This is a genomic window from Vibrio sp. 10N.286.48.B8 (assembly GCF_003050085.1).
GTDB lineage: Bacteria > Pseudomonadota > Gammaproteobacteria > Enterobacterales > Vibrionaceae > Vibrio > Vibrio crassostreae.
Genome location: NZ_PIGD01000009.1, coordinates 40,001 through 65,184 on the forward strand (window position 1 = coordinate 40,001; position 25,184 = coordinate 65,184).

Consider the following 25,184-nt stretch of genomic DNA (forward strand, 5'->3'; position numbering starts at 1 on the left):
TTTATCTAGCTGAACTACTAATCCCTAATAGTTCAGCTTTAGATTAGTTAAGCTGTTTCTAGTTCAGCTTGTGGAACCACGTTTAGGCGGTCGCCGTAAATTGGACGTAGTGCTTGCATCACTTCAATGCGAGTCAACACACCCACCATTACGCCATTTTCTAGCACAGGAAGCATATGTGGTTGGCTCACTTTCATCGCTTTTGCACGCTCTTCTAGAGAAAGAGAAGTCAGGCGAGTCGCGAAGCCCATGCTTGTTGTCGGGTAAAGTTGCTCTTTGTCGATGCATAAGAACTCAGCAACGTCTACTAGCTTGTCGTTTGCATCGATAGCCACAACGTCACGGCTCATTAAGTCTACGACTTTCTGGCCTTTAGTTGGGATGTAATCTTGGCACCAAAGATCCACCATTACGTCATGAACAGAGAAGATACCAACCAGACGACCTTCAACATCGCAAACAGGAGCGCTAACAAGTTGAGCGTCTAAAAGTGAATCAATTGCCACTGATGTAGGCATTTCTACGCTTAGTGTCATAGGCTGAGTGTTCATGATTTGCTTGATAGTCGTTGCTGTGTTCATAGTAATTTCCTTAACTGACGTAATTTCTGTTGTTTGTGTAATAGCGGTAATTTTTGCTGCTTTAAGTTGTGGGCGACGGTAAATGCTCCAATTGGCTAAGCCGACCAATACTGAACCACCTACGATGTTGCCGATTGTCACTGGTATTAAGTTCGCGGTGACAAATTGCATGATGTTTAGGTCTGCGTACTGGGCTGGTGTTGCGCCAATTTGCATCCAAAAACTTTCTGGTGCGAATGCTTGAATCGTGATGCCTAGTGGAACCATGAACATATTCGCCACACAGTGTTCAAAGCCTGAGCTTACGAACATTGCTACGGGTAGTACGGTCATCATTGCCTTGGTCATTGCATTAGCAGAGCTGAACGTTAACCAAATCGCTAAACACACCAACAAGTTACAAAGCACACCTAAAGCAAATGCTTGAACAGGGCTGTGGTGTAGCTTGTGTTGAGCAATGTTCAGAGCGTTTAAGCCCCATTGCCCGCCATCCAGTTGATACAGACCTGCTGCGCTTACCAAAGCTAATAGGAACATGGCACCGATAAAGTTACCGACATACACCTTGCCCCAGATAGACAGCATCTTAGTGAAGGTGATCTGCTTGTTAGCCCATGAGATGCTTGATAACACTGAGCTGGTAAACAGCTCTCCACCACAAATCACAATCAAGATCAAACCCATACTGAATGCAAGACCGCCGGCTAAGCGACTCAATCCCCATCCAGCATCAGCGCTGCCCGTGGTTACCGTGATGTAGAATAGAAAAGCAAGCCCGATGAATGCGCCAGCCATGATTGCTAAACTCAATGTCATGCTGCTGGTTTTATTTGCTTTGCTTAATGCAAACTTCTCTGCTTCCGCCATCATTTCTGTTGGTGAGAACAGTTGATGATTTTCAGAAGTGCTGGTTGCCATATCCCCCCCTTGAACAATCCGTCATGTGTAATTCCTAGTATTAATGACTTGGTTAATCCGTAATGGTTAATCAATTGTGTTTTGCAGGGCTTCTTGTGTCCTGCCATTCCAGATTAGGGCGTTGAGGGGTAGAGGTAAAATTGATAATTTTTAGAAACCACATCAAATTTATTGATATAGATTTGGTTACGCGTAGAATGAAATTGATTGCTCATCGGCTTAATAAAAAATGAGCATCAGGACACAAATAATTAAAAGCATTAAGGATGAATTTTGCGTTATTCATTAAAGCAACTCGCGGTATTTGATGCAGTAGCAGACTCCGGGAGCGTTAGTCAGGCAGCAGACAAATTGGCGTTGACTCAGTCGGCGACAAGTATGTCTCTTGCACAGTTGGAAAAAATGCTCGGCAGACCTTTGTTTGAAAGGCAGGGAAAGCAAATGGCCCTGACTCATTGGGGCATGTGGTTAAGACCAAAAGCGAAGCGTTTACTGCAAGACGCACAGCAAATTGAGATGGGTTTCTATGAGCAGCATTTGTTGAGTGGCGAACTCAAATTAGGTGCTAGCCAAACTCCAGCGGAACACCTAGTTCCGGATCTCATCAGTATTATTGATAACGACTTTCCTGAGATGCGAATCTCGCTCGGCGTGCAAAGTACCGATGCTGTCATTGATGGTGTATTGGATTATCAATACGATCTGGGCGTTATCGAAGGTCGTTGTGATGACAATCGAGTTCACCAAGAAGTATGGTGTACTGACCATTTAACGGTGGTTGCTTCGGCTCATCACCCGTTTGCGAAGCGTGAACGAGTGAGTTTGGCACAGTTAGAGCAAGCGAAGTGGGTATTACGCGAACACGGCTCGGGTACTCGCAAAGTTTTTGATAGCTCTATTCACCATTTAATTGGTGATCTCGATGTTTGGCGAGAGTATGAACACGTTCCTGTTTTAAGAAGTTTGGTAGCAAACGGCCCATATTTAACGTGTTTACCTTATCTCGATGTCGAGCAGTTTGTTGAATCAGGGCAACTGGTGACGTTGAATGTTCCTGAGCTTGAAATGGAGCGTACGCTTTCATTCATTTGGCGTGCCGACATGGCAGAAAACCCACTTGCTGAATGTATCAAACGTGAAGGCAAGCGCATGATGAAAGGCAAACGTTCAGTTCTGTAACGATAAATTGATAGAGCGCTGATAACTGATTGTGTTGAATAAGCGATTTCGGTCTCTATCTGGTGATAAATGCACATTCGCGTACATTATTAATGTGATCACGATCGTCTAAATGAAGGCGTTCTTACCATAGTATGCTTACTTGATTTTAAGTGAGGCTAAATCCGGTTGCGTTCAATGACGTAATTAGGCTTTAGAAATAGTATGAGTACATTAGTCGCGATTTCATTAACAACAGGTATTTTGTCAGGTCTTTGGGGATGGATAGCTATCTCTTTCGGCTTATTGTCATGGGCAGGTTTCTTAGGTTGCACAAGTTACTTTGCTTCGCCAACAGGCGGCGTAAAAGGATTAGCAGGTAGCTTATTGACCAACATGACAGGCGTATTCTGGGCAATGGTGATTATCGAAAGCTCAACCTTCGCAGGGTTAGAGATTTTAGGCTACATGATTACTGCTATTGTGGCTTTCTTTATGTGTATTCAAGCAAAACAAGCGTGGCTCGGTTATATCCCCGGAACCTTTATTGGTTGCTGTGCGACGTTTGCTGCAGGTGGCGATTGGCAACTTGTAGTACCATCTTTACTGCTTGGTGGTGTATTTGGATACTTGATGAAAGCAACGGGGCTATGGCTTCACGAGAAATCGACTCAATCTTCGGAAGTTGTTGAACAACACGCTAAGCAAGCAAAGGCGTAACGAATACGTTAAGCAATGATGCTCTAGTTACTGTGAACTCTTGCAAGATAACCCCCAATTAATTTGTATATCAATTTATACAGGCACACCATCTGGTGTGCCTTTTTTGGTTTTGGTTAAGATAATAAACTAAAGATTTCATCAGTAGAGCAACTGATAGCTTCTATAACAAATTATGCTTAGGTATTTCCGTTCGCCATGGTGATCACGCGTTTTAATGTCCACCTTAATAAAAGCGGAATGCATTCTTGTCCTTGATTCTCGCAATGAGAAACAATGGCGAGTGCAAGGTCAGGCTTTGCGTGTTTCTTCAATACTTTGGCGACCACTTTCTTCGGAGGGATAGGGTGATCGTATGGAATCTTAACCATGTCACGGAAAAAGCTCTCAAACCCGTTCATATATAAGTAATGCTCGATATCCTTATCAGGCAGTTCGGTGAGTCGATGTCTTTCCTGATCATTACCGAGTTTCGATAGCACTGTCGCGGCATACTTTTTACCAGCGGCATCGCCGTCAGTCACAACATGCCAATCAATGCCAAACTCTTGTGCAACCTTAATCAGCGCCTTAAGTCCCGATTGAGCGAACTCAATTATCTGCACCCCTTCCGCGGCTAGGTTATAGCCACATTGGTTGGCCAGTTCATTGAACAACCAAACCTCGGTTTCACCTTCTACTAATAGCCAACAGCGAGCAAACAGTGCCCCTGAGCGGTGGAAACGGATATGAAAACCAATTCGACGAAGTTCATCCTTACTGAAGTGATTCATGTTGAGTTGGTTGGCGAGGGTTTTGTCGGACTGACGAACTAAGCGACGAATTGATTGAAGTGGGACAGCAGCAAGTAGATCGCCACTGTTGGTAGTGAGTATTTTCTGCATGGGCAACTTCTGCATTAAACTCCAAGCCCTTGCCAAGTGCGTTGGGTGCAATCGACCTTCTGGATCTTCAAGGATCAAAAGTGGGCGAGCACATCGTCTTAAGTCGTTTGGCCCTTTAGCTTGTAGATAAGCGTTGAGTAACCCCATGAATAATAAACGAGTCTGTTTGTTTTTGGTTTCTTCAACAAGTTGATGAATACTCTGATCATTGGCACCCGCCGAATAAAGCAATCCGTCTCGCTGTTTTCTAGGGTTACGACGAGAAGTACTTTTAAAAGAAAAATAGTGTTCAATCAAACTTTGCATCGACTCTAGGCTACTGCGCATTTCACCTTTATTAACATGACCGGGTATCGCCATTAGACGACGGCAGGTGTTGTCGATTCGCTTTTCTATTCTTGCCTGACGTCCATTGCCATTATTAGCGCCGTTTCCATTTGTGCTATTGCCATTGCTCGCTTGATGATTCCCGTTCCCGTTCCCGTTCCCGTTTGAATTGGCATTATTCGCGTGACCATTGCTAGGAAGGTGAGCATTGTGGTTAAGAGACTTGCCGTTGAAGGGACGATCAAAGTGCCTTGCGTCACGCAAACGGATGACAGGATGTAAGGTCATTAATTCTTGAGCGAGCTTTTCAGAATGATGAAGCTTGAGCGGATTACCATCCAAACCAAGAAATGCATAGTGTGTGGTTGTTTCATACTGTTCTAGCGTCGCGCTGATTCGATAGTAGATGCGAAATACACCAAACTCATCCTGGACCCAAATAGGTTTGAGTTTGCGATAACGACCTGCGTTAAGTTCGCTCTTATCGTTAGCTTTTAAGGCGAGAACAATTTGAAGATGTTGAGACTGTGGATGTGAAACAGAGTAATCGACATGAAAATCGGTCATTTCAAAGTGATATGGCACACCGTCTGAGGGCAGAACGACGGAAAGGGCATCCAATAATGAAGACTTACCCCAAGTATTTTCACCAATAAGCGTGGTTAGCTCGTCAAACGCGAGTGACATGCGCTTGATACCTCGAAAGCCAGAAATCTCGATTCTTTCTAGTTGCATAGGCTTACTCCTAACGAAAGGCTCTGCTAATTATTTGAAAGCTAACAGATATCTTTAATCATAATCGAAAAAACCAAATCCGGTATGCTCACCTGTCACAAAACCCGTTGTTTATTAATACGGTGCAAAATGAGATTTTTGATCTATCTCGAGTATTTTTTTGCAGTGCAGTTTCATAAAATTCACGATTCTGTCATGATTCTCGACCTAGTATGAAGGGACTAAGAGAGAAGAAAATATGACTAAAAAGAATAAGCCGACAAAAATAGTGTTGGCACACATCAACGACACCCACTCATACTTTGAACCAACCTCGTTACAGCTATCACTTAAAATGAACAACCACATCATTGAACCTTATGTCAGTGCTGGTGGCTTTGCTCGAATTTCAACACGCTTTAAACAAATAGAACAAGATGCCCAGCGCCAGAAGGTTGGAACTTTGTTCCTACACGCTGGCGACTGCTTCCAGGGCACTTTGTACTTTTCTTTATTCAAAGGAAAAGCCAACGCCGATTTGTTGAATGCCCTCAATATAGATGCCATGACGCTCGGTAATCACGAGTTAGACATGGGTAATGAGCCCGTTGCGATTTTCGCGAAAAGAATCAAATTCCCACTGTTGGCCGGTAACTGGAATCTATCGAATGAGGATATCAATAAAACTCATACGCTAGCGGACAACGACATTGTTAAGCCTTATCTGCCTGAAACACGAAGTGCTTCTTTTATAACGAAAGAATTTGACGGCGAGAAGGTCGCAATATTCGGCTTAAGCATCGACAAGATGGCAGGCATCGCTAACCCAGATACCGATACACCGTTTGAAAATGCTTTGGAAACGGCAAAAGCGACCATTGAGCAAATTCATCAAGCAGGCATCAACAAGATTGTGTTACTTAGCCATCTTGGTTACGAAGCTGATTTAGAGTTAGCAGCTAACGTAACAGGTATTGGCGTCATCGTTGGTGGTCATAGTCATCGCTTACAAGGTGATTTCTCTGATATCGGCTTAGTTAAAGATGATGAATACGGTGTGAAAATTGGCGATACCTATGTTGTGCAAGCGGGTTTCCACGCCATGAGCCTAGGACACTGCGAAATTGAGTTCGATTCTCAAGGTAAAGTGACGCACTTCAATGGTAAGAACGAACTGTTATTAGGTCGTCGACTCTTTATAGACGCGAAACTGAGTGAAGTAGGGCAAGACGACGCACATGATATGGCGTGTGAGTTTTTGAACAACCACCCGAATATCGCTGTATGTAAGAAAGATCCTGAATTGCATAGCATTCTGACGGATAAATACCAGCCGCGAGTTCGTAAGCTTCAGCAGCAAGTGATTGCTCATGCTGACAGTAAACTTCGCCATGTTCGTATCCCAGATGAACAAGGGCCAAGCCAACTTGCGCCCTTGGTTGCCCAGTCGTTCCATTATCTGATGAACAAGAAAGGACACGCGGTAGAATTTGCCATCCACAACTCTGGTGGAGTGAGAAACTCACTGAATAGCGGCGATGTTTCGGTTGCCGATATTGCCGGAAAACTACTACCGTTTGCCGTACCTATTGGTGTGTATGAAGTCAGAGGTGAAACGATCGCTGGCATGCTGGAAGGCGCAATCAATAACGCATTGGATAACGGTGTGGTAGGTACGGGGTCGGGTAGCTTCCCTTACACACATAACCTAAGGTTCTGTTACCACAAAGAAGCACCTCTAGGGCACAGAATTCACAATCTTGAAATCCACTCTGAAGACGCCGGTTGGCAATCTGTTTCGCGTGAACGTGTTTATCGCGGAGCATCATCAGCCTACACCATGAAAGGGAAAGAGGGCTATAACGCGGTGTTGGATATGATAGGCGATGGCACGGTAACTACTGACTCCATGGCAGACTGCTTCATTGCGTTTTTACAAGACCACCCAGAGTCGCTTCAACACAATGAACCGTTGAATTGCATGGATTGTTTCAGATAACCACAGGTGATACAGATACTTAGCATCATTACCTTGGCTTATTTATAAAATTGGCATCGTTTATGCTTTATCTCTGCAGGTCCCTTCTTGTGGAGATTTGCATGGATAAGAAAGATTGGTTAGATGCGGTAGCTGTTGTAGGTTGGGTATCTGTTTGGTCAGCGTTAGTGTATTTGGTGCCGACTACAGGTTTATAATGGTGTTGCATTCTGGATAAGACTAGCTTTTGAACAGTCGCAGTATTCCTATTATCAATACACGCTATACCAAGCGAAAGTGGAAGAAATAAAAAAGGAGCAGATTGCTCCTTTTTTGCTTTTTCCGTGCAAATTTATATAGACGAAACACAATCAGAGGATTATTATCCACGCGTTTGGGGAGTAGTTAGCGCAAGTTTACATATCGTCATCTCGTTAGGCCAAGAGTCTATCCGGTATGTAAAGGTGAAATCCCATATTTCACTTCAACGAGACCAACGCAATCACAGTCAAGATCCGTAATGGAGCTTGATATGCTTTGTTTGCGGAAGGTCTTATACAGTTCTTCCGCCCGGAGGAATAATGAACTCAACTCAATCTCTATTATCTACAAATAGTGAATCCTTTTTTTCATCGCCAATCATGACGACTTATGCGGGCTTTTTCCTGCTGACGGTTATTCTCGTCTCTATTGATATCTATCAGACTCGTGGCGGCAACGTTACTATTAAGAAAGCGGCAATCTGGAGTGTTTTCTGGTTTGTACTCGCGTTTTTGTTTGCTGGCTCTATTTATCTGTTTTGGGACATTTATGCGCCGAATAGTGACTACACAGCGCAAAAAGCAACAGTGTCATTCATTACGGGTTACTTGTTAGAAAAATCCCTTAGCGTAGACAACTTGTTTGTTTTTGCGATGATCTTTGCTCAATACCAAGTTCCTGAGCATTTAAGACCTCGTGCGCTTCTTTGGGGTGTAATTGGTGCATTGGTGCTTCGTGCAATTATGATCGCACTAGGCGCACAACTATTGGCTGAATACCACTGGGTACTTTACGTGTTCGCTGCGTTCTTGATTGGTACAGGTATTAAGCTGGCTTTAGACAAGGGCGAAGAGGAGAGTGTGAATACACTGCCTGAAAAGCTACTTCGTAAAGTGATGCCGGTAACAGAGGATTTCCATGGCCCTGCATTAATGGTTAAACAGGGTGCTAAATGGGCATTCACTCCAATGATGTTGGTAATCGGTGCGATTGCAGTCATGGACGTGATGTTTGCATTGGACTCTATCCCTGCGATCTTTGCGGTAACACAAGAACCGTTCTTGGTATTAGCGGCAAACGTATTTGCGTTACTTGGCCTTCGTTCGTTGTATTTTGTACTGCAAGGTATGATGGACAAGTTCATCTACTTGAAACCGGCACTGGCATTCATCATGGTGTTCATCGGTGTGAAAATGCTATTGGTTGACAGTGAGTGGGCTATCCCAACTTATTGGTCGCTCGCTGTGCTGATTTCTACTATGACGATTGCGGTTATAGCGTCGGTTTATGCGAAGAAGCCAGGCATTGAACAAGTAAATTAAAAACAAATATAACTTATCGAAAAGTTGATAATGAACACGTGGCTGATGAAGTGGAAAATTTATTTATGTAAATTTTCTGTGACATTGGCCACTGTTGTTTGCGGGGTATTTGTACTAAACGCATGATTTAAACACTATATTGAATTTATACTCACATGGTGTGCATATCTATTTTGTGGTATTGTTAATGGTTTGTTTTATTAGAAAAACTAATCTCAAAGTCTAAATTTAGTCATTTTTTAACCTGCAAAAGATCACTTATTATCCTTGCCATCAGAACGAAACACACAAACAAATTTATAGAGAGGCAATCATGGCTCAAGCAGTACAAATGAATACTATCGCTGTTCCTAACTCTATGGATAAGAAGACCTACTCGGTTAACTTCAAAGGATTGATTGCACACATTTTTGATATTCTTTTCGTAGACAACTCTCCACGTAGTTACTACGCGAGCGACCTATCTGGTCACATGCAACGCGATATCGGTATCAACCGTTAATCTCAGCGTAAACGCATAGAATAGAAGAAATACAGAATTTAAAAAACGCCAGCTTCTCAGCTGGCGTTTTTGTATTTGAAACAGTTTGTATCTGAAAGAAGTTGTATTTGAAAGAAAACGTTAAGTATCGCGGTCTTTAGATAAGTAGCTTCTATGAGGATCGCGGTATGTCACACGCCAAATACAACACATCATTGATCAAACTCTGCTTATTTGCCTTACCGATCGGCTTCTATTCTTCAGTGTCGAATGCACAAACTTGGAGTCACGAAGGGCAGCCGGCACAGGTGATAGAACTATTCACGTCAGAAGGTTGTTCTAGTTGTCCTCCCGCTGATGCGTATCTAAGTACATTTGAAGATGACCCAGAACTGTGGACACAAGTCATTCCTCTCGCTTATCACGTCGACTATTGGGACTACCTCGGTTGGGGGGATAAGTTCGCAAGTAAGGCCTTTAGTCAAAAGCAACGTTTGTATAAAGCTTATGGAGTGACAAGCGGGGTTTATACTCCGGGGTTTATCGTTGACGGAAAAGAGTGGCGTGGTTATTTCAATTGGCTCGATAGAACGTTACCTTCGCTCCCACAACAAAATAACCCCAAGCTGACAGTCAATCATAAAGGCGACACGTTCAGTGTGAGTTACGAAGGTAAAGGTGATTATGTAGCTCATATTGCCTTATTAGCTATGAACGAAGTCACTAGCGTCAAAGCGGGAGAAAACAGAGGTAAGAAACTCGAACATGATTTTGTCGTGGTTTACGACGGTTACCAACGTGGTGAATCTGAATGGCAATTCAATGTGGACTTTGACCCGCTAGTCGCCTCGCCAGATGCTTTAGCTGTATGGTTAACCGCACCCAACTCGTATGCACCTGAACAAACGGTAGCAGGGTGGCTGAACTAAGTACAAACCACGGCAATGTTTCAACCACGACAATCATATAACTAGAATACATTTAGACGAAGTAGGTACGGCGAGTATCAACGTTCTCACATCGATAACTTCGTTTATGGAGGCTATTAATCGGCGAAATAGAAGCGAAAGGGCGATTTAGTTACGTAATACTGCTGAAATACGTTAATATAGCGCGCTATTATTTTAGCTTTGAGTTCCTGCAATTAATGACTAACACCACTACACCAACCAACTTCTCTGATCTTGGCTTAATTTCTCCTTTGATGGCTCGTCTTACCGAGCTTGAATATCAACAGCCAACGCCTATCCAAGCGCAAGTTATTCCAAGTGTGTTAGCAGGACGCGATTTAATTGCAGGCGCAAATACTGGTTCAGGTAAAACCGCAGCATTTGCACTTCCACTGTTACAAAAGATTCATGAAGATGCACCTTTAGACCGTCGTTCAGGCAAAGGTAACTTCGTTTCTGGCCTTATTTTAGTGCCTACACGCGAACTGGCAAAGCAAGTGGCTGATAGCGTTAAATCTTACGCAGTGCATTTTAACGGTGCGATTAAGACTGTTTGTGTGTTTGGTGGTGTGTCTGTGAACACTCAGATGCAAGCACTACGTGGCGGCACTGATATCTTGGTGGCAACGCCAGGTCGTTTACTTGACCTTATTTCAAGCAACGCAATCAAGCTAGACAAAGTTAAAACGTTAGTGCTTGATGAAGCTGACCGTATGTTGAGCCTTGGCTTCACAGAAGAACTAGACGCTATCTTGAAGCTTCTGCCAAGCAAGAAGCAAACTCTATTGTTCTCTGCGACGTTCCCAGAGCAAGTTCAAACGCTTACTCACAAACTACTTACTGACCCAATTGAAGTTCAACTTCAAAGCGCCAACGCGAGCACTCTAGTTCAACGTGTATTCGAAGTAGAAAAAGGCCGTAAGACTGCATTGTTAGCGCACCTGATTCAACAACACGAATGGCGCCAAGCACTGATCTTCGTAAACGCAAAGAACAGCTGTGAGCACTTAGCAGATAAGCTTTACAAACGCGGCATCATCGCAGAAGTATTCCACGGCGATAAAGGGCAAGGTTCACGTACTCGTATCCTTGAAGATTTCAAATCTGGCGAGATTGATGTTCTGATTGCGACAGACATCGCGGCTCGTGGTCTGGATATTGAAAAACTTCCAGTTGTTATCAACTTTGACTTACCGCGTAGCCCGTCAGATTACATGCATCGTATCGGCCGAAGTGGTCGTGCGGGTGAGGTTGGTCTTGCGCTATCTTTGATCGATCACGAAGATTACCACCACTTCAAAATCATCGAGAAGAAGAACAAGATTCGTCTTGAGCGTGAGCAAATTGAAGGCTTTGAAGTGGATGAAGAAGCCACAGCTGAACTGATCGCAGCACTAAAACCTGTTGCGCCACCGGCTGGTACAGGCAAGAAGAAAAAGAAGAAGAAAGCTCCACAAAACCAAGATGTGTGGCTAAACAACAACTGATCCAGAATCAGTAAACAATAGAGTATCCAAAGGCGCTAATCAGCGCCTTTCTTGTTTTTCTTATCCCAAGTTAAGCTAATCCACGTAACGAGATTAAGCGATACTCTTGACTCTAAAGAGGTCGGTAAATAATTTGCCTATCATCAAAATGATGAGCAGTGTGGTTAACATCAGCAATGGTGTTTGTATCTGATAAACCGGTGTTAGATTAAGTGCACCAGATGTAAGTACGACCAGCAGGTTAATGCCAAGTATTCGGTGCACCATCAGTTTAGGTGTCGCGAACACTTTCCATATAACAATGCTGTTGATGAAATAGAACAGCGCCAATTGCCACAATTCAGTCATCATCGGCATGATAAAGATATATTGAAGCAAGATAACTGTGCCCGTACCAATAACACCAAAAAACGCATCCTTAATAACACTTGGCGGCATAGTTGGAAGCATTGAAGAAAATATGCCCGCAATCATCGGGAAGATAAAACCACCCGGTACAGGCAGGTATATCCAAACCAATAACGACGTGACGAACATCGATACACCTTGTAAGACTTTTCTCCCATCTTCATTAAGGTGTTGAACAAACGTGCGGTGCTCATGGTGCCAAGAAACGTTTTTCTTTTCAGTCATCACAAATGGCACATCATCTATTAGTGACGAGTTTGGCGCCATTAACTCCAGTTTTTCCATTTTTTCGGTGAGAGCCGCCCAATCAAGAGTTTGACTCAGTTCATCCGAGGCAAGTTCAAGCAGACGATCTTGAATATGCGCCATTTCATTGATTCGTAAACGCCATGCGTGAATATTTTCTTTTAGGTGATAACTGCCAGTGAGCGGTAAATCCAACAGTTGATAAAGCTTTTTAATATTAGCGGTATTGGACTCTAAGGCTTCTATATCAAGGTTATTGGTATCGCTCATTGCTGTTATCAGCGTTTCTCTGCTTGTTTCAAATCGTTGTACGAAGTTCTGTTCAGTGTTTACAGGCCAGATCAGACGATAAACAATCGAGAAGGTGATAACACCTAATAGAGTTTCTTGTATTCGAAGCACTGCAAAATAGAATGTAATTTGGTTATCGAACCCACCCATGCAAGAGATGATTGAGCAAACTGCAAAGCCTATAGAAAAGACATAACCGTATTTTTCATCACTCGACATGAAGATGCATGTACCTAGAAATAAGGTGAAAAACATCAGGAATAGAAAACGGTCTTGCGAAAACATCGCAATCAAGAAAAAGGCGTAGCCAGTTCCTAACAAGGTGCCCATTAATCGGTTATGGCCTTTGTTTATTGAATGAGCAAAGCTCTCGTTCAGTGCCATGACCGCAACCGCAATCGCCGCCCAATAGGGTTTCTCCCATTGAAACCACAACGCAACACAGATAGATATGACAATAGCGAGAGCCGCTTTAATGGCTTCTTTGGTTGATGCACTGAACATAAAGACATCCAACTATTTGATTATTTTGAGCGAAGCTGTCATGCCAACACGAAGTTGTAAGTCTTCAGGCACGTTATCGAGCTCTACTTTGATTGGTATGCGTTGAGCAAGGCGAATCCATTGAAAGTTTGGGGTCACGTTAGGAAGAAGGTCATTACCAGTGCTGCCGTCTTGTGTTGCAATACCAAACCCAATGCTTTTGATATGACCCTCTAATTGAATATCGTTATGCATCATGAGAGTGACAACAGCTTTGTCGTTTGGGCCAACATTAACCAGATCAGTTTCTTTGAAATAACCTTCGATCCAGAAACTGTCTTCATCGATCAACGCAACTACCGGTGTATTGGCGACCACTTGAGAGCCTTCTCGTAGGTTTAAGTTCGTGATGTAACCGTTTGTTGGCGCGTACACTTTGGTGTATTCAAGATTTAAATGCGCTTCTTCAACGTTGGCTTTTGCTAGTGCAACGTTAGCGGCGTTTGTCTCAACTGCGTTATTCAGGTTATTCAACGTCAGCACTGGCATTGCGCCAGGCGTTCTCTTTTCTAAGTTCAACGCGCGTTGCTCTTCGTTTTTAGCTTTTGCTAAGAGCGCGCGAGCCTGTTTCTGTGCCGCCAACGCTTTATTGTAGGCCGCTTGATAAATGCTTGGGTCGATCTCAAACAGTAAGTCGCCTTTAGCCACCTGTGAGTTGTCCTCAATATGGAGTTTAGTCACTTGCCCTGTAACTCGGGGAGTAATTGAAACTATGTAAGCGCTGATTTGACCATCTCTAGTCCAGGGGGTACTCGAATAAGATTGGTAATAGCTATAAACCACAGAGCTTGCAGCAACGACCAGTAGTAGCGTGATGAGATAACGTTTAATCAAGGTTAGTGCCTCAGAAAATGGTAATGAATTGGCCGATAACGCCGACGAAAATCACGATTAGGCTTAATTCGGCAATTGCAGGAAAAGCGACATATTTATGTAGCCCAAGTTTTGTTGCGATTGAGCCAGTCAGTATCGTCAATACATAAGCTAACGCGATAACCAATAATAAAGGAGGGAAATAGATTTCACCCCACACGAGTTCATGCGGCATTGTGTTCATGGGTTTGTCTCTATCGTTTTGAGAAGGTAACGATAACGGAAGTAGTTCAATGTTAATAATCGTATATAGAGGACCAGATCCATCAAAAGTAAGTAAATTTGGGTATATACTAAAGAGTAAGGTTGTAAACGGGTAAAAGAGTAATCGCTATCTCTTACTCTGAATTCAATGAATTATTAAGAACCGAAGCACATCAACATGAATTTTAGTATTGAACAACTTCTCGCGTTTGTGACTGTCTATGAACAGCTTTCGTTCAGTAAAGCCGCGATAAAGCTCAATAAACACAGAACGACCGTGGGTCAGGTGATTACAAACTTGGAAGATCATCTGGCGGTGAATCTTTTTGAAAGAGTCGGGCGCTCTGTTGAACCAACAGAGGACGGGCACCTCCTTTATCACTACGCAAAACAGACGATTGAGCAAGCACGTACTTTTGATAAGGTGGCGTTGAGCCTTTCTTATGGTGGGTTAGAGAAAATAACAATCGCGTATTCTAGTTTCGTTCCTCAACGTGTGTTGGTCGATATACGTAAACGACTCAAGCACGATTTCCCAATGATGCGAGTGAACTTTCTGGTTAGGAATAAGAACGAAATTAAACAAGGAATACAAAGTGGGGAATATCACTTTGGACTTGTGAATGCTCACAATAGCCGGGCGATGCATAGTTTTGATTCTACTTTCCTTGGGCATTTTGAGTTCTACCCATTCGGACAGAAAGGGGGAGAACTCTCACATATCGATAAAGACGAAGTATTAGTCGCACTAAGGAACTCTAAACAGTTCGTATTGAAGTCTCTGATTGACGAAGGTATGTCTGAAAAGATTATCGTGAGCTCTGACTATGAAGAGATTGATCAGCTTTCGTTAATGATCAAAATGCTTGAAGAGGGTTTTGGGTGGGCACTTCTTCCTAAGGCATTTTTTACCGCCTCTGAATTTTCAAAACATTCAATAGAGCCCATTCACTCTGCGCAAATGGTGGAAGGATTCAAATTTGGATTTGCATTGTGGTGCCCGCACTCAAAACAAGTCAGTGGTATCAAAGGCTCTTTGGTGTCTGTCATTAAGGAGTACCGTGAGCAACTTATTCATAGTCTTAAGCCGTGAAAATTTGAGATATTAAAAAGGCGCTAATTATTCATTAGCGCCTTTTTAGATTTTGTTCAGCTTAAAGAAGAATTACTTCTTGCGGCAGAACTCAGCGATTACGTACATTGATTGACCGCCGTTTGTTTTACCAGAAACAAGCTTAGGATCGTCACCAACGCTTATACCACGGATAACAGTACCTTGCTTAATCACTTGGTTAGTACCTTTGATTGGCAGGTCTTTGATTACTGTTACGTCGTCACCTTTCTTAAGTTCAACGCCGTTCACGTCAAGAGGTTTGTCATCAGCAGACATACCGATTTGTGCCCAAACTGACGTTTCTTCTTCAAGGTACATCATGTCTAGCGCGTCTTGAGCCCAGCTTTCTGTGTTCAGACGAGTAAGTTGACGCCATGCAGTTACTTGAACTGGCGCTTCTTGACTCCACATGCTGTCAGTCAGACAACGCCAGTGGTTGATATCTTTAGGATCGTCAATCTCACCAAGACATTTGTCACATACCATGATGCCGTGATCCACTGTTACGTGGCTGTGTGGCGGCACTGCGTATGCAGTAAGAGAAGAATCAGAACCACATAGTTCACATTTAGATTGGCAGCGTTCTAGCATAGTAGCTTCAGAAGACATAATGGACTCACATTTATTAGGTATTAAATTACGGGGCTATTATCCACTTTATTTACAATAAAGAAAGAGGTCGTACGGTATTCTGTCTTGATTAATTTTAGCTGAGATCAACCATTTGTGTTTTAAAGTTTTATGCAAACGGTTAACTAGGGGACTTGTTCGAACGACAGATACAAAAATGCCAGCGGTTAGGCTGGCATTTGGTTAAATTAAATTTTGCTCATGCGCTTACTTACTCGCATCTAACAAGCCAGCGGTTACGGTTGCAATGCCAGTACCTTGCGACAAGGTAAATTGTACAATTTGTGAGGTCATTTCTGCGTTGGCTGCTGCATCACCAGCATTTTGCTGAGAAATTACAGTGGAGTGGTCTGCTTCTGAAGATGCTTTGTCAAAATACGAAGCCAGCTTGTCTCCCGAAGAGTCCAGTGCAGTATTAACCAAGGATAACTTTTTAAACAGGGGTTCGGTACCTGCTGTTGGAAACTCAGCGACCGAGTTTGGTATCGTTTCGTCACCATTCGCTTGAATACCAAGCACAGGTCCCGTAGTTGTAGATGCAATATTATATGGGTCAACGTTATCTAGAACTGTTTGCGCAGCATAAGTGAATGAAGTAAGGGTCGAATCGATTGTCGCTTTGACTGCTTTGTCTGAGGCTGAAGCACTATCATTACTTAGGGCTGTGTAGTATTCATTAAAGCAATCACCACCTGACTTACTGACTGGCACACAGTTACTTACATAATGTGCTTGGTACTCGGTTACACTTGATAGGCTCACGGTGTGCTTAATCTCAGGAGAAAACGAGCCTGACTTAAGCAAGAAAGGTGCAATGCCACCACCTGGGTTAGCAAGTGTTGCACTTGTATAACTAAACATAGAATCAATAGCAGGGTTCAACGAACTGTTACCAACGGTATAAGAGCTGATACCTGTAATCGCCCCGATAGAATGCCCAAATAGAGACACATTCGTTTTGTCGAGGTTACTAAATGCTGCATCAGTAGCAGAATTTAACGCAAAACGAACTCCAAGACCATCAATGGCGCTCTGACGGATGTTATCTCGTGCAACAGGTAAATACTCAAGATTCATGTATACAGTAGGTGTTGTTGGTGTCGTAACAACATCTGCACTTAGTGCGCGTTGACCGTGAAGTGGTTGGTCTATAGCAATAATTGCATAGGGTTTGTATGGTGCTGCTCCAGTAAGTGCGCCGCCAATATGCTGCATCGCAAAAGCATAAGCACTCTCTTTGATGCTAGTGATACCGTGTTGGTACTGTAAAATTGGTAAACTGCTGTCGATAGCTGCTCCTTCAGGTACAAACATAACGAATGGCACTGACTTTGCTGCTCGAATTTGCGGTACAGCGCTGTATTTCGTCATAACTCTAGCGCTATCCAATTGCTCTCCGCTTGCAAGAGTTAACTTTTCTCCAATGAGTAATTGTTGGTACTCTGCTTGATAGAGTTGAGTAGCAGGCTCTGTGATCCCTAAACCTGCCAGCTGTGTAGCAATAGCTGTTTTGTCCGAGTCACTTCCTGAGCTGAGTACATTCAAGATAGTTAAAACACTAGGCATCGCACTGCGCCAAGGCGTTGTTTTCCACGCATTGTTAGTTAACGAATCTGACAGGAAGTACGGTAATTCAACTGTTCCTCGATACACTTGAATAGAAGCTGCTGCTGGTGTTGAAAAGTTAGTGTTATAACCCGCAGCTAATTGTGTTGCAGCATCGTCACCAAATGCACTCTTAAACATCGCGTCAGCTTGTACAGCTGTAGCAAAATCCTGTTTCGTTCCATCAACTGTAAATGTATACAGATTATCAAGATCAGCTTCCGAAATACTATTTGGATTCGCTAGGTTCTTCCATATATCAGACGGGGTAACTGCGGGGCTAACTGTTTGTGCAATTGCAGCTTTGGTCCCGTTCATAACGTTACCTGCCGACGCCGTAGTAAACCAAGATGAGTATATGATTTCATCTGAGCTTGATACAGAACCATAGCCAGCGAACAACGCTTCAACTTGATGGATGATTTTCTGTGGTAAATCGAGCGAGCCTGCTTGGTCAATATCTTTCGTTTTTAAAGATGCGTAAGAGCTTGATGTTCCAAGTGGTTCATCTGCGCTATCAACAATTGAGTCAGTTAATGCATAGATGTAGTCAGAGCTAGGATCTAAACCTTTAAGAGGTAAAACTTGTATGGTCTTAAAATCGCTAGATGCCACTAAGTAGTCAACTCCAGCAGTTAGAGCAGTAAAGTTAGACATGACACCGGTGCTCAGGTCAACATCCACTTTAGCAACTTTTACACCGGCATTTAGGTGCGCGCTAAACGGTGTCGTACCCATCATCACGACATCATTCTTCAGCGTCCTATCACTTGGAAGATTCACATTGATAGTGAACGGCATGATAGTACTCCAACCATCAGCTTCACCCATGGCTACTTTTGGATCATTCAAGAGTCCCGTTGAATTTGCATCTAACGGAATATTTAGAGTGTGATCGTTGGTATCGAACAAGAAAAATGAAGGAAGAGGAACATCCGCTTCATTACCTAGAAGAGTGAAGCTAATTTTTGAACTTCTAGCTAATGATTGGTTGATTGCATCTGAATAAGGTGCCGCTGTTGAATCACCAGAGCTTTCACTATTGTCCCCACAGCCCGCAAGTAGTAATGCTGAGCATACGAGAGATAAAGAAAATTTGTTGTTCATGTAATTATTCCCGTACGGTTAGTTGAAGGTGTAGTTAAGTTGTATCGCTGAAAGGTAAGCAACGCCTTCAGCATCAAATGTAAGCTTTTGTCCCGCCGCATCAGTTTCGGTAAACGAACCGCTTTCACTTTGTACGAGTGCAAATGCAGCATCGACAGTCATATTCTCTGAAATAGAATAGGTGAGGCCTGCTGAATACCACATACGATCGCTGTCTGGAATGCTTAATGTCGCTTCACCAGCTTGCTCGTCATACGCTAGACCCGCTCGTACCGTCCAATTTTGATTAACCATGTAGGTTGCACCTACAGACCATCTTTGATTGTCTTCGTAATGTTCGGTTTTTAAGAAACATTCATTGTTTTTACAATCTGAACTAGTGGCTTTTAACTCTTTGAACTTACTCCACTTAGTTAACTGCCAACCATAGTGTATTGCCCAAGCATCGTTAAGTTGATGAAAAGCAGATAATTCGAAGATATCGGGCAGTTCAATTTCTAGGCGCCCTGTGGTTTTACCAGGAGCGCCGTTTTCCATTTTTAGACCTGTGTAATCAGTGAACTCACCGTCATCAAAGTCGAGTTCAACGGATGATCGGTAACCAAATCCAAAACGGTTGTACTCGTTCAGTTCATATAACGCGCCCACATTCCAACCAAAAGCAAAAGTCTCACCAGTCATCGAGATTAGTTTGTCACTTGGTGAGCCACCAACAGGAAGGCTGCCTTTGTGTCTGTTGAGCTCGGCCTCTGCATAAACAAAGTTAACGCCAGCTCCTACACTAAAACTATCGTTAACTCTGTACGCGATATTTGGATTTAAGTTGACTGAAATTAGTGATGTGTCACCTGCCAAATCACCTGCATAAATATCATCTGGGTAATCAGTGGCTACTCCGTAAGTCGTGAACATGCCAATTCCCCAAGCCCATTTGTCGTTGATAGGACTAATGTAATAAGCAGCAGGGACAATTTGTAAAGGAGCGACATCTGATGATTTTTGGTTGAAGTCGCTGTCATTGATTTTGGTTTGAGTAACGTCTACCTCGGGATCAACGATAGAAACCGCGCCTGAAAATTGGGCTGTATCAAATAGGGTCATTGCGGCGGGGTTTCTCGCTAGTACACTCGCGTTATCGGCTACAGCGCCTTCACCTGAGAATGCGCGACCAAGACCTGAGGCAGAATGCTCAGCAACTTGGAAGCCAGCCGCAAGTGAATTGCACGCAAATAGCACAGAAAGTGAAACGAGAGAGCGTTGTATTGTTTTCATCCTTGACCCTCCTAGGGCATCGAATTTCATTATTATCGTTTGAAAACACACTGAGCATTGTTGGTGTTGAAGCTCTAATGTAAACAGCATGTTAAATTCATGTTTTATATAAAGTCAAAGAAATAGTTGCTATTTTGTGAGGTTATATTTTCGAGGGGCGGCACTTTAACACTAATAATATAATTACAATCAATAGTTTATTTGTGGTTGGAGGTGTGACCAGAATGTTTATGTTAGCTATTGGTACAAATAGTGTTCAATAGCTCAATATGTAACAACTTTGTTTATGTTTACCGCCGATCGCTAAATCGGCATAATATCGACACTCGTTAGAAGTCATTAAATTGGAATTTAAGTTTGGAATTACTCGCGATAGAGTTTCTTGGTAAACCACTTCGATTAGAAGGGTCAATGGCAGGGTGGCAACAGTTGTATTGGGACAACACTCTGGTATCTCAATTAGATGCGACCACAGACCAAGAAGACGCACGAACACACGAATTTGCACTACGTGCTGGAGAAGAAACGTTGCAGTGTCACGTTGAGTCGACCGTTCAGTGGCAACCGTTTGAGATGACGTATAAAGCATCGGTTAATGGCCAAACTATTACCGAAGGCAATCGAAATACCAAAGATATCGAGCAACAAACCCCTGTTGTTGCTCCTAAACCAGAGAGGCGTTTTAGCTTAATTGGGTTGGTGTCGCTTGGCATGAAAGCGCTGAAAAGCGCTAAGTTAATTAAGGTCGTTCTTGCTTCCGCGAGTTTAGCGGCTTACTCATGGTTGTTTTCAATTCAGTTTGCTCTGGCCTTAATCGCCTGTTTAATGTTCCATGAGTACGGTCATATCAGAGCGATGAAATACTTTGGAATGAAGACAAAAGGGATCTACTTGATCCCGTTCCTTGGCGGGTTAGCACTTTCAGACGAAAAGATTAATACTCGTTGGCAAGATGTCGTTATCTCGATCATGGGGCCATTGTTTGGCTTGATATTGTCGTTGATATTTATGGTGTTGTACTGGGCGACTGGCGAGATGTTCTTTGCTGGGCTTGCGGTATTTAATGCCTTGTTAAACCTGTTCAATCTACTGCCGATTTTGCCTCTTGATGGCGGTCATGTTCTTAAAAGTATCAGTTTCTCGATGAACAGTGTGCTTGGCATTGTATTGTGTGTCGCGGCAGCTGTTGCTGGCGTGGTATTGAGTTATCAATTGAATTTAACCCTGTTTGGTTTCTTATTGATCATGGGCAGTGTTGAAATACTGTTCGAATGGAAAGGGCGTCATCACAGTCATTTGTTGCCGTTAGACAAATACGGTCAAGTCGTGTCGTTCGTTTGGTATGTGGGTTTAGTGAGCAGTTTGATCGGTGTTATCTGGTATTTTGCATCGACAGGTGATCAGCTATTGAGCCTACCTTTACAAATTCTTGGTACTTGATCAGTGAGTTTCTGTTGTTGGATTCATTTAGCTGCATAGTGCACTTGAACTGTTAGTTAGCAAGAAACTAAAAATGCCCTAACCAATATGGATAGGGCATTTTTGTAGATACACCAACTAAGCGATTCTAACTTAGACTACGCTTTGCAATTTGGTCTTAGTGAACCCGATTGAGGAAGCGTCTTTATCGTTGCTTGAAGATCTTTAATACGCGTACTGTGGGAAGGGTGCGTAGAAAGCAATTCTGGCGGCTGATTTCCACCTGATGCTTTCGCCATGTTTTGCCACAAGTTGACACTTTGGTTTGGATCGAACCCAGCTTGAGCCATATACTCTAAGCCAACAACATCGGCTTCAGACTCTTGAGTTCGCCCATACGGCAGAATAACACCATATTGAACGCCTAAACCTAACGCGGCCATCGTCATACCTTGATACTGCTTGTACTCTGATGCACCTAGCGCGACGTTAGTAATAGATAAGCCAGTATTAGCGATTTGAGACTGAGAAAGGCGCTCATTACTGTGGTCCGCTAGAACGTGTGCCACTTCGTGACCGATAACCGTCGCGAGTTGGTCCTGATTAACTGCAACCTTAAGTAAGCCTGTGTATACACCGATTTTTCCGCCAGGTAGGGCGAATGCATTCACTTGGTCGCTATCAAAAACCACCACTTCCCATTCACTAAAACCTTGCTTAGGAATGTGTTGAGTAATACTGTTCGCTACGCACTGTACATAAGCGTTAGTGTTGGTATCTTTACTGATGGGTTGTTCTTTCTTCATTTGTTCAAAAGATTGTGCTCCGAGCTGAGACATGTCTTTATCTGAAAAAAGCAGCAATTGGTTTCTGCCTGTCGGAGAAGCGCTACATGCGGTTAGGCCTGCAAGTGTGAGAAGCGAGGCAAACTTCATCCATGACGTCATACAATATCCTCTGTGTATTCGGTTTTTATGCATGTTAACATCAACTTGCGTAATAGCTAAGGGCTGTAAGATAACTAACAGCGGTAATATAGAAAAAAGCTATGCACGCGATAACAAGATCAATAATTAAGGAACCTATATGAGTATTTGGAAAAAGCCCGTTGACCTAGATACCTTCAACGCGACCTCAAAAAATACCTTAATTGAACACCTCAACATTGTTTACACCGAAGTAAACGATAACTCCTTGGTCGCAACCATGCCGGTTTGTCATTTTACGCATCAACCACTTGGCATGCTTCATGGAGGCGCATCAGTTGTGCTTGCAGAAACACTTGGCTCATTGGCTGCAAATTTCTGCGTTCCAGAAGGCTACTATTGCGTTGGACTCGATATCAATGCTAACCACGTAAGATCAATGCGCGAAGGCAACGTCATCGGTACTGCTGAGCCCATTCACCTTGGTGTATCGACACAAGTATGGCAGATCAATATCACAGATGAACGTCAACGTTTAGTTTGCACCAGCCGCTTAACCATCGCTGTAAAGAAACACAAGCGATAATAGACTTAAAGTCATCAGTTTTTTGTATTTAGAAGAAGTTATTAGTATTTAAAGAAGTAGCCCGAGAATCCCATGGTCATAACGTTTAAAAGTGGAAAAGTCATCGCAACGGCACATGAGCTGGTTGTTCGTTTAGATGGTGAACATAGAGTCACGCTACAAGCTCAAGTTGATGCCATTCAACTGATCGGAAAAGGGGCAAATGTCATTTCAGCCAATGGCTCTGAGTGTAAATGGTCGATAAAATTGGACGACGAACAGCAGCTTCGTGAGATCGCTAATGAAACTGGCTGCGATGTGATGTAATCCTATGCTGTAAAAGCACTTAGCCCTTCAGATTGAATAACGTCTTAGGATGTCATACTCAATAATCCATAATAAAATTGTGCCAGTAATATTGCTTTTAGGCCGTAAAATAGGGAAACTGAATTCAATGTCCTTTGAATAAGTTTTCCTCTTTATGAGCAGCCCAAGACTTCGCGTTCAATTTGAAACCCTGTTTGAATACTTCGATGGTAAAGATTCTGATGTTCAGTTAGACGACATCACGGATGTGCTCTGTTGTACCCGTCGTAATGCCCGAATGGTACTCAACAAGCTTGAGGAAGAAGGATGGGTCGAATGGTTACCGGCAGCGGGTCGAGGGAAGTTATCTCAACTTATCTTTAAGCAAAATCGTTGTGATGTGAGCGAGAACTTAGCGAGACGCTACTTACAGGAAGGCAAAATTGGACAGGCGCTGTCAGTGCTTGATCACAATGCTGCGAAACTCACCCAAGTCATTCAAAACTACTTGGGTGTGCAATATCAAGAGGGCGAACAGGTCATTCGTTTGCCTTATTATCGTCCGCTATCCATGCTTAATCCGACAAAGTCTATGCGTCGTTCAGAGCAACACATCGCCTGCCAAGTCTTCAGTGGTTTAACGCGTTTGGATGAAAACGATCAGCTCCAGCCTGATCTTGCTCACTCGTGGCAGCAGATCAGTGACTATCAATGGCGGTTCTTCTTGAGGCCAGGTGTTCGTTTTCATAACGGGGAACCTCTGTTAACCAATCATGTTGTGGATACACTTCTTGCCCTTGAACCTCTCAACATGTTTTCGCATATCAAAGATGTCTCTTCACCTGCAAATTGTGTTGTAGATGTTTTCCTCACACGTCCAGACAAGTATTTTCCGCTCGCACTAACGGAATCGGTCGCTAAAGTCACTTTACCGGTCACTTTACGTGGTGAAGACTACGATATTCGACCGATTGGAACAGGGCCTTACCGCATCGAAAAGAACGACGAGAAACAACTCGTGTTAACGGCTTTCAACGGATATTTTGGTTTCAGACCGTTAATTGATCGCGTTGAAGTTTGGGTAGTGGATGAGGCTTATTCATCAATGGTTTATCCAAGTCTTTCTAAGCCTGTAATGGCCGACCGCGGCGATAGCGATGAAGTAGAGCTCGATCCGGGGTGTACGTATCTATTACTCAACAGAAAGAAAGGTATAGCGCAAGATCCCGCTTGGGCGGAGTTTTTGTCAAATGCGTTAAATGCTGCCGATCTTTTTGTACATATACCAAAAGAAACCGTCATTGATTTGGGCGTTTTGCATGCTTATGGCATCAAGCCTGGTTGGTACGATATCAAGTTAAAGGTTCCGGAATGTCCACCAGCCGATAGTAAGCCTGCAATAAAGTTAGCTTACCAATGCCAGCACCCAATGTTTCCTACGCTCGCGAAGGCCATTGTTACTGTGCTTAAACAATATAATGTTGATGTTGAGCTTTTGGGTTACGAAACCGATCCACCGCATGCTGATGATGTGGACATTTGGATTAACCCCATGGGAATTGCGAATAACAGAGACGACGCACTGGCATGTTGGCTTATGGATTATAGTTTCCTCGATGAATCCAGTCCCGCAGATGATTTTGATCAATGGTGCCATATGATTGATCGTTGGCGCTCTGGTGAATTTGAACAGTTTCCAGCAAGGCAACTCGGTAAGCAACTGGTACAAAGCAACCAATTGATTCCGATGTTCCATTGTTGGTTAGGCGTAAACAAAGACCAATGTGGTACCTTACAAAACGCGAAGTGCAATGCGCTTGGTTGGTTTGATTTTAGCCAAGTATGGGTTAAACCTGACGTTGATTAATACACGGCTAACCTCAGCAAGGACAAG

The 25,184-nt window shown here is 43.3% G+C and carries 21 protein-coding genes; 12 read left to right on the forward strand and 9 right to left on the reverse strand.

Translation table 11 applies throughout. From position 1 onward, the window contains the following. Positions 1–47: 47 nt before the first annotated feature. On the reverse strand, positions 48–1,499 hold the full coding sequence (gene focA, locus CWO08_RS12095; protein WP_076651292.1) for a formate transporter FocA: 1,452 nt from the start codon (positions 1,497–1,499) through the stop codon (positions 48–50). Between the two features lie 273 nt (positions 1,500–1,772). Between focA and CWO08_RS12100 the strand changes: the two genes are divergently transcribed. After that, a complete protein-coding gene (locus tag CWO08_RS12100; protein ID WP_010429535.1) occupies positions 1,773–2,678 on the forward strand; it encodes a LysR substrate-binding domain-containing protein in 906 nt (301 codons plus the stop codon). Positions 2,679–2,882: 204 nt separating this feature from the next. Next, complete coding sequence (locus tag CWO08_RS12105) at positions 2,883–3,377, forward strand: DUF1097 domain-containing protein (protein WP_017059817.1); 495 nt, start codon at positions 2,883–2,885, stop codon at positions 3,375–3,377. 179 nt (positions 3,378–3,556) lie between these two features. On the opposite strand, the gene CWO08_RS12110 is transcribed toward CWO08_RS12105, so the two are convergent. Then, positions 3,557–5,323 (reverse strand): ATP-dependent endonuclease, encoded by a 1,767-nt coding sequence (locus tag CWO08_RS12110; RefSeq protein ID WP_108020517.1) that lies wholly within the window; start codon positions 5,321–5,323, stop codon positions 3,557–3,559. 238 nt (positions 5,324–5,561) lie between these two features. Here CWO08_RS12110 and CWO08_RS12115 point away from each other — a divergent pair, with 238 nt between their 5' ends. The 5 genes from CWO08_RS12115 to CWO08_RS12135 all read left to right on the forward strand — a co-directional run bounded on the left by CWO08_RS12115 (position 5,562) and on the right by CWO08_RS12135 (position 11,781). Continuing rightward, a complete protein-coding gene (locus CWO08_RS12115; protein ID WP_048660203.1) occupies positions 5,562–7,301 on the forward strand; it encodes a bifunctional UDP-sugar hydrolase/5'-nucleotidase in 1,740 nt (579 codons plus the stop codon). A 560-nt stretch (positions 7,302–7,861) separates the two neighbouring features. Continuing rightward, a complete protein-coding gene (locus CWO08_RS12120; protein ID WP_048612514.1) occupies positions 7,862–8,863 on the forward strand; it encodes a TerC/Alx family metal homeostasis membrane protein in 1,002 nt (333 codons plus the stop codon). 313 nt (positions 8,864–9,176) lie between these two features. Continuing rightward, the gene (locus CWO08_RS12125; protein ID WP_017059812.1) at positions 9,177–9,365 is read left to right on the forward strand and encodes a hypothetical protein; all 189 of its coding nucleotides are present in this window, start codon (positions 9,177–9,179) and stop codon (positions 9,363–9,365) included. A gap of 167 nt (positions 9,366–9,532) precedes the next feature. Next, positions 9,533–10,273 carry a DUF1223 domain-containing protein gene (locus CWO08_RS12130; protein ID WP_108020518.1) on the forward strand — a complete coding sequence of 247 codons (741 nt, stop codon included), beginning with the start codon at positions 9,533–9,535 and terminating at the stop codon, positions 10,271–10,273. A 218-nt stretch (positions 10,274–10,491) separates the two neighbouring features. Then, positions 10,492–11,781 (forward strand): DEAD/DEAH box helicase, encoded by a 1,290-nt coding sequence (locus CWO08_RS12135; protein WP_108020519.1) that lies wholly within the window; start codon positions 10,492–10,494, stop codon positions 11,779–11,781. 93 nt (positions 11,782–11,874) lie between these two features. Here the strand turns inward: CWO08_RS12135 and CWO08_RS12140 are convergent, their stop codons facing one another. From CWO08_RS12140 to CWO08_RS12150, 3 genes are read right to left on the reverse strand one after another with little or no spacing between them, the layout of a single operon-like run. Continuing rightward, positions 11,875–13,230, reverse strand: a complete 1,356-nt coding sequence (locus tag CWO08_RS12140) for an FUSC family protein (RefSeq protein WP_108020520.1) — start codon at positions 13,228–13,230, stop codon at positions 11,875–11,877. A gap of 12 nt (positions 13,231–13,242) precedes the next feature. Further along, positions 13,243–14,103 carry an HlyD family secretion protein gene (locus tag CWO08_RS12145; protein ID WP_108020521.1) on the reverse strand — a complete coding sequence of 287 codons (861 nt, stop codon included), beginning with the start codon at positions 14,101–14,103 and terminating at the stop codon, positions 13,243–13,245. Positions 14,104–14,113: 10 nt separating this feature from the next. Continuing rightward, positions 14,114–14,326 carry a DUF1656 domain-containing protein gene (locus CWO08_RS12150; RefSeq protein ID WP_004730923.1) on the reverse strand — a complete coding sequence of 71 codons (213 nt, stop codon included), beginning with the start codon at positions 14,324–14,326 and terminating at the stop codon, positions 14,114–14,116. A gap of 198 nt (positions 14,327–14,524) precedes the next feature. Here CWO08_RS12150 and CWO08_RS12155 point away from each other — a divergent pair, with 198 nt between their 5' ends. Then, positions 14,525–15,439, forward strand: coding sequence for a LysR family transcriptional regulator (locus CWO08_RS12155; RefSeq protein ID WP_048661999.1), 915 nt, complete (start codon positions 14,525–14,527; stop codon positions 15,437–15,439). Between the two features lie 72 nt (positions 15,440–15,511). On the opposite strand, the gene CWO08_RS12160 is transcribed toward CWO08_RS12155, so the two are convergent. The 3 genes from CWO08_RS12160 to CWO08_RS12170 all read right to left on the reverse strand — a co-directional run bounded on the left by CWO08_RS12160 (position 15,512) and on the right by CWO08_RS12170 (position 20,074). Continuing rightward, complete coding sequence (locus CWO08_RS12160; RefSeq protein WP_017060062.1) at positions 15,512–16,069, reverse strand: PhnA domain-containing protein; 558 nt, start codon at positions 16,067–16,069, stop codon at positions 15,512–15,514. Between the two features lie 228 nt (positions 16,070–16,297). After that, a complete protein-coding gene (locus CWO08_RS12165) occupies positions 16,298–18,802 on the reverse strand; it encodes a VolA/Pla-1 family phospholipase (protein ID WP_065675339.1) in 2,505 nt (834 codons plus the stop codon). An 18-nt stretch (positions 18,803–18,820) separates the two neighbouring features. Next, positions 18,821–20,074 (reverse strand): outer membrane protein transport protein, encoded by a 1,254-nt coding sequence (locus CWO08_RS12170; RefSeq protein WP_048660195.1) that lies wholly within the window; start codon positions 20,072–20,074, stop codon positions 18,821–18,823. A 357-nt stretch (positions 20,075–20,431) separates the two neighbouring features. On the opposite strand from CWO08_RS12170, the gene CWO08_RS12175 reads away from it, so the two are divergent. Further along, positions 20,432–21,514, forward strand: a complete 1,083-nt coding sequence (locus CWO08_RS12175) for a site-2 protease family protein (RefSeq protein ID WP_102478751.1) — start codon at positions 20,432–20,434, stop codon at positions 21,512–21,514. Between the two features lie 137 nt (positions 21,515–21,651). On the opposite strand, the gene CWO08_RS12180 is transcribed toward CWO08_RS12175, so the two are convergent. Then, the gene (locus CWO08_RS12180) at positions 21,652–22,440 is read right to left on the reverse strand and encodes a M48 family metallopeptidase (protein WP_108020522.1); all 789 of its coding nucleotides are present in this window, start codon (positions 22,438–22,440) and stop codon (positions 21,652–21,654) included. Between the two features lie 139 nt (positions 22,441–22,579). Here CWO08_RS12180 and CWO08_RS12185 point away from each other — a divergent pair, with 139 nt between their 5' ends. The 3 genes from CWO08_RS12185 (at position 22,580) to CWO08_RS12195 (ending at position 25,157) form a co-directional block, all read left to right on the forward strand. Then, complete coding sequence (locus tag CWO08_RS12185; protein ID WP_048660192.1) at positions 22,580–23,005, forward strand: hotdog fold thioesterase; 426 nt, start codon at positions 22,580–22,582, stop codon at positions 23,003–23,005. A gap of 72 nt (positions 23,006–23,077) precedes the next feature. Next, positions 23,078–23,311, forward strand: coding sequence for a DUF3389 domain-containing protein (locus CWO08_RS12190; RefSeq protein WP_065675335.1), 234 nt, complete (start codon positions 23,078–23,080; stop codon positions 23,309–23,311). A 154-nt stretch (positions 23,312–23,465) separates the two neighbouring features. Further along, positions 23,466–25,157, forward strand: coding sequence for an SgrR family transcriptional regulator (locus CWO08_RS12195; RefSeq protein ID WP_055319517.1), 1,692 nt, complete (start codon positions 23,466–23,468; stop codon positions 25,155–25,157). Positions 25,158–25,184 lie beyond the last annotated feature (27 nt).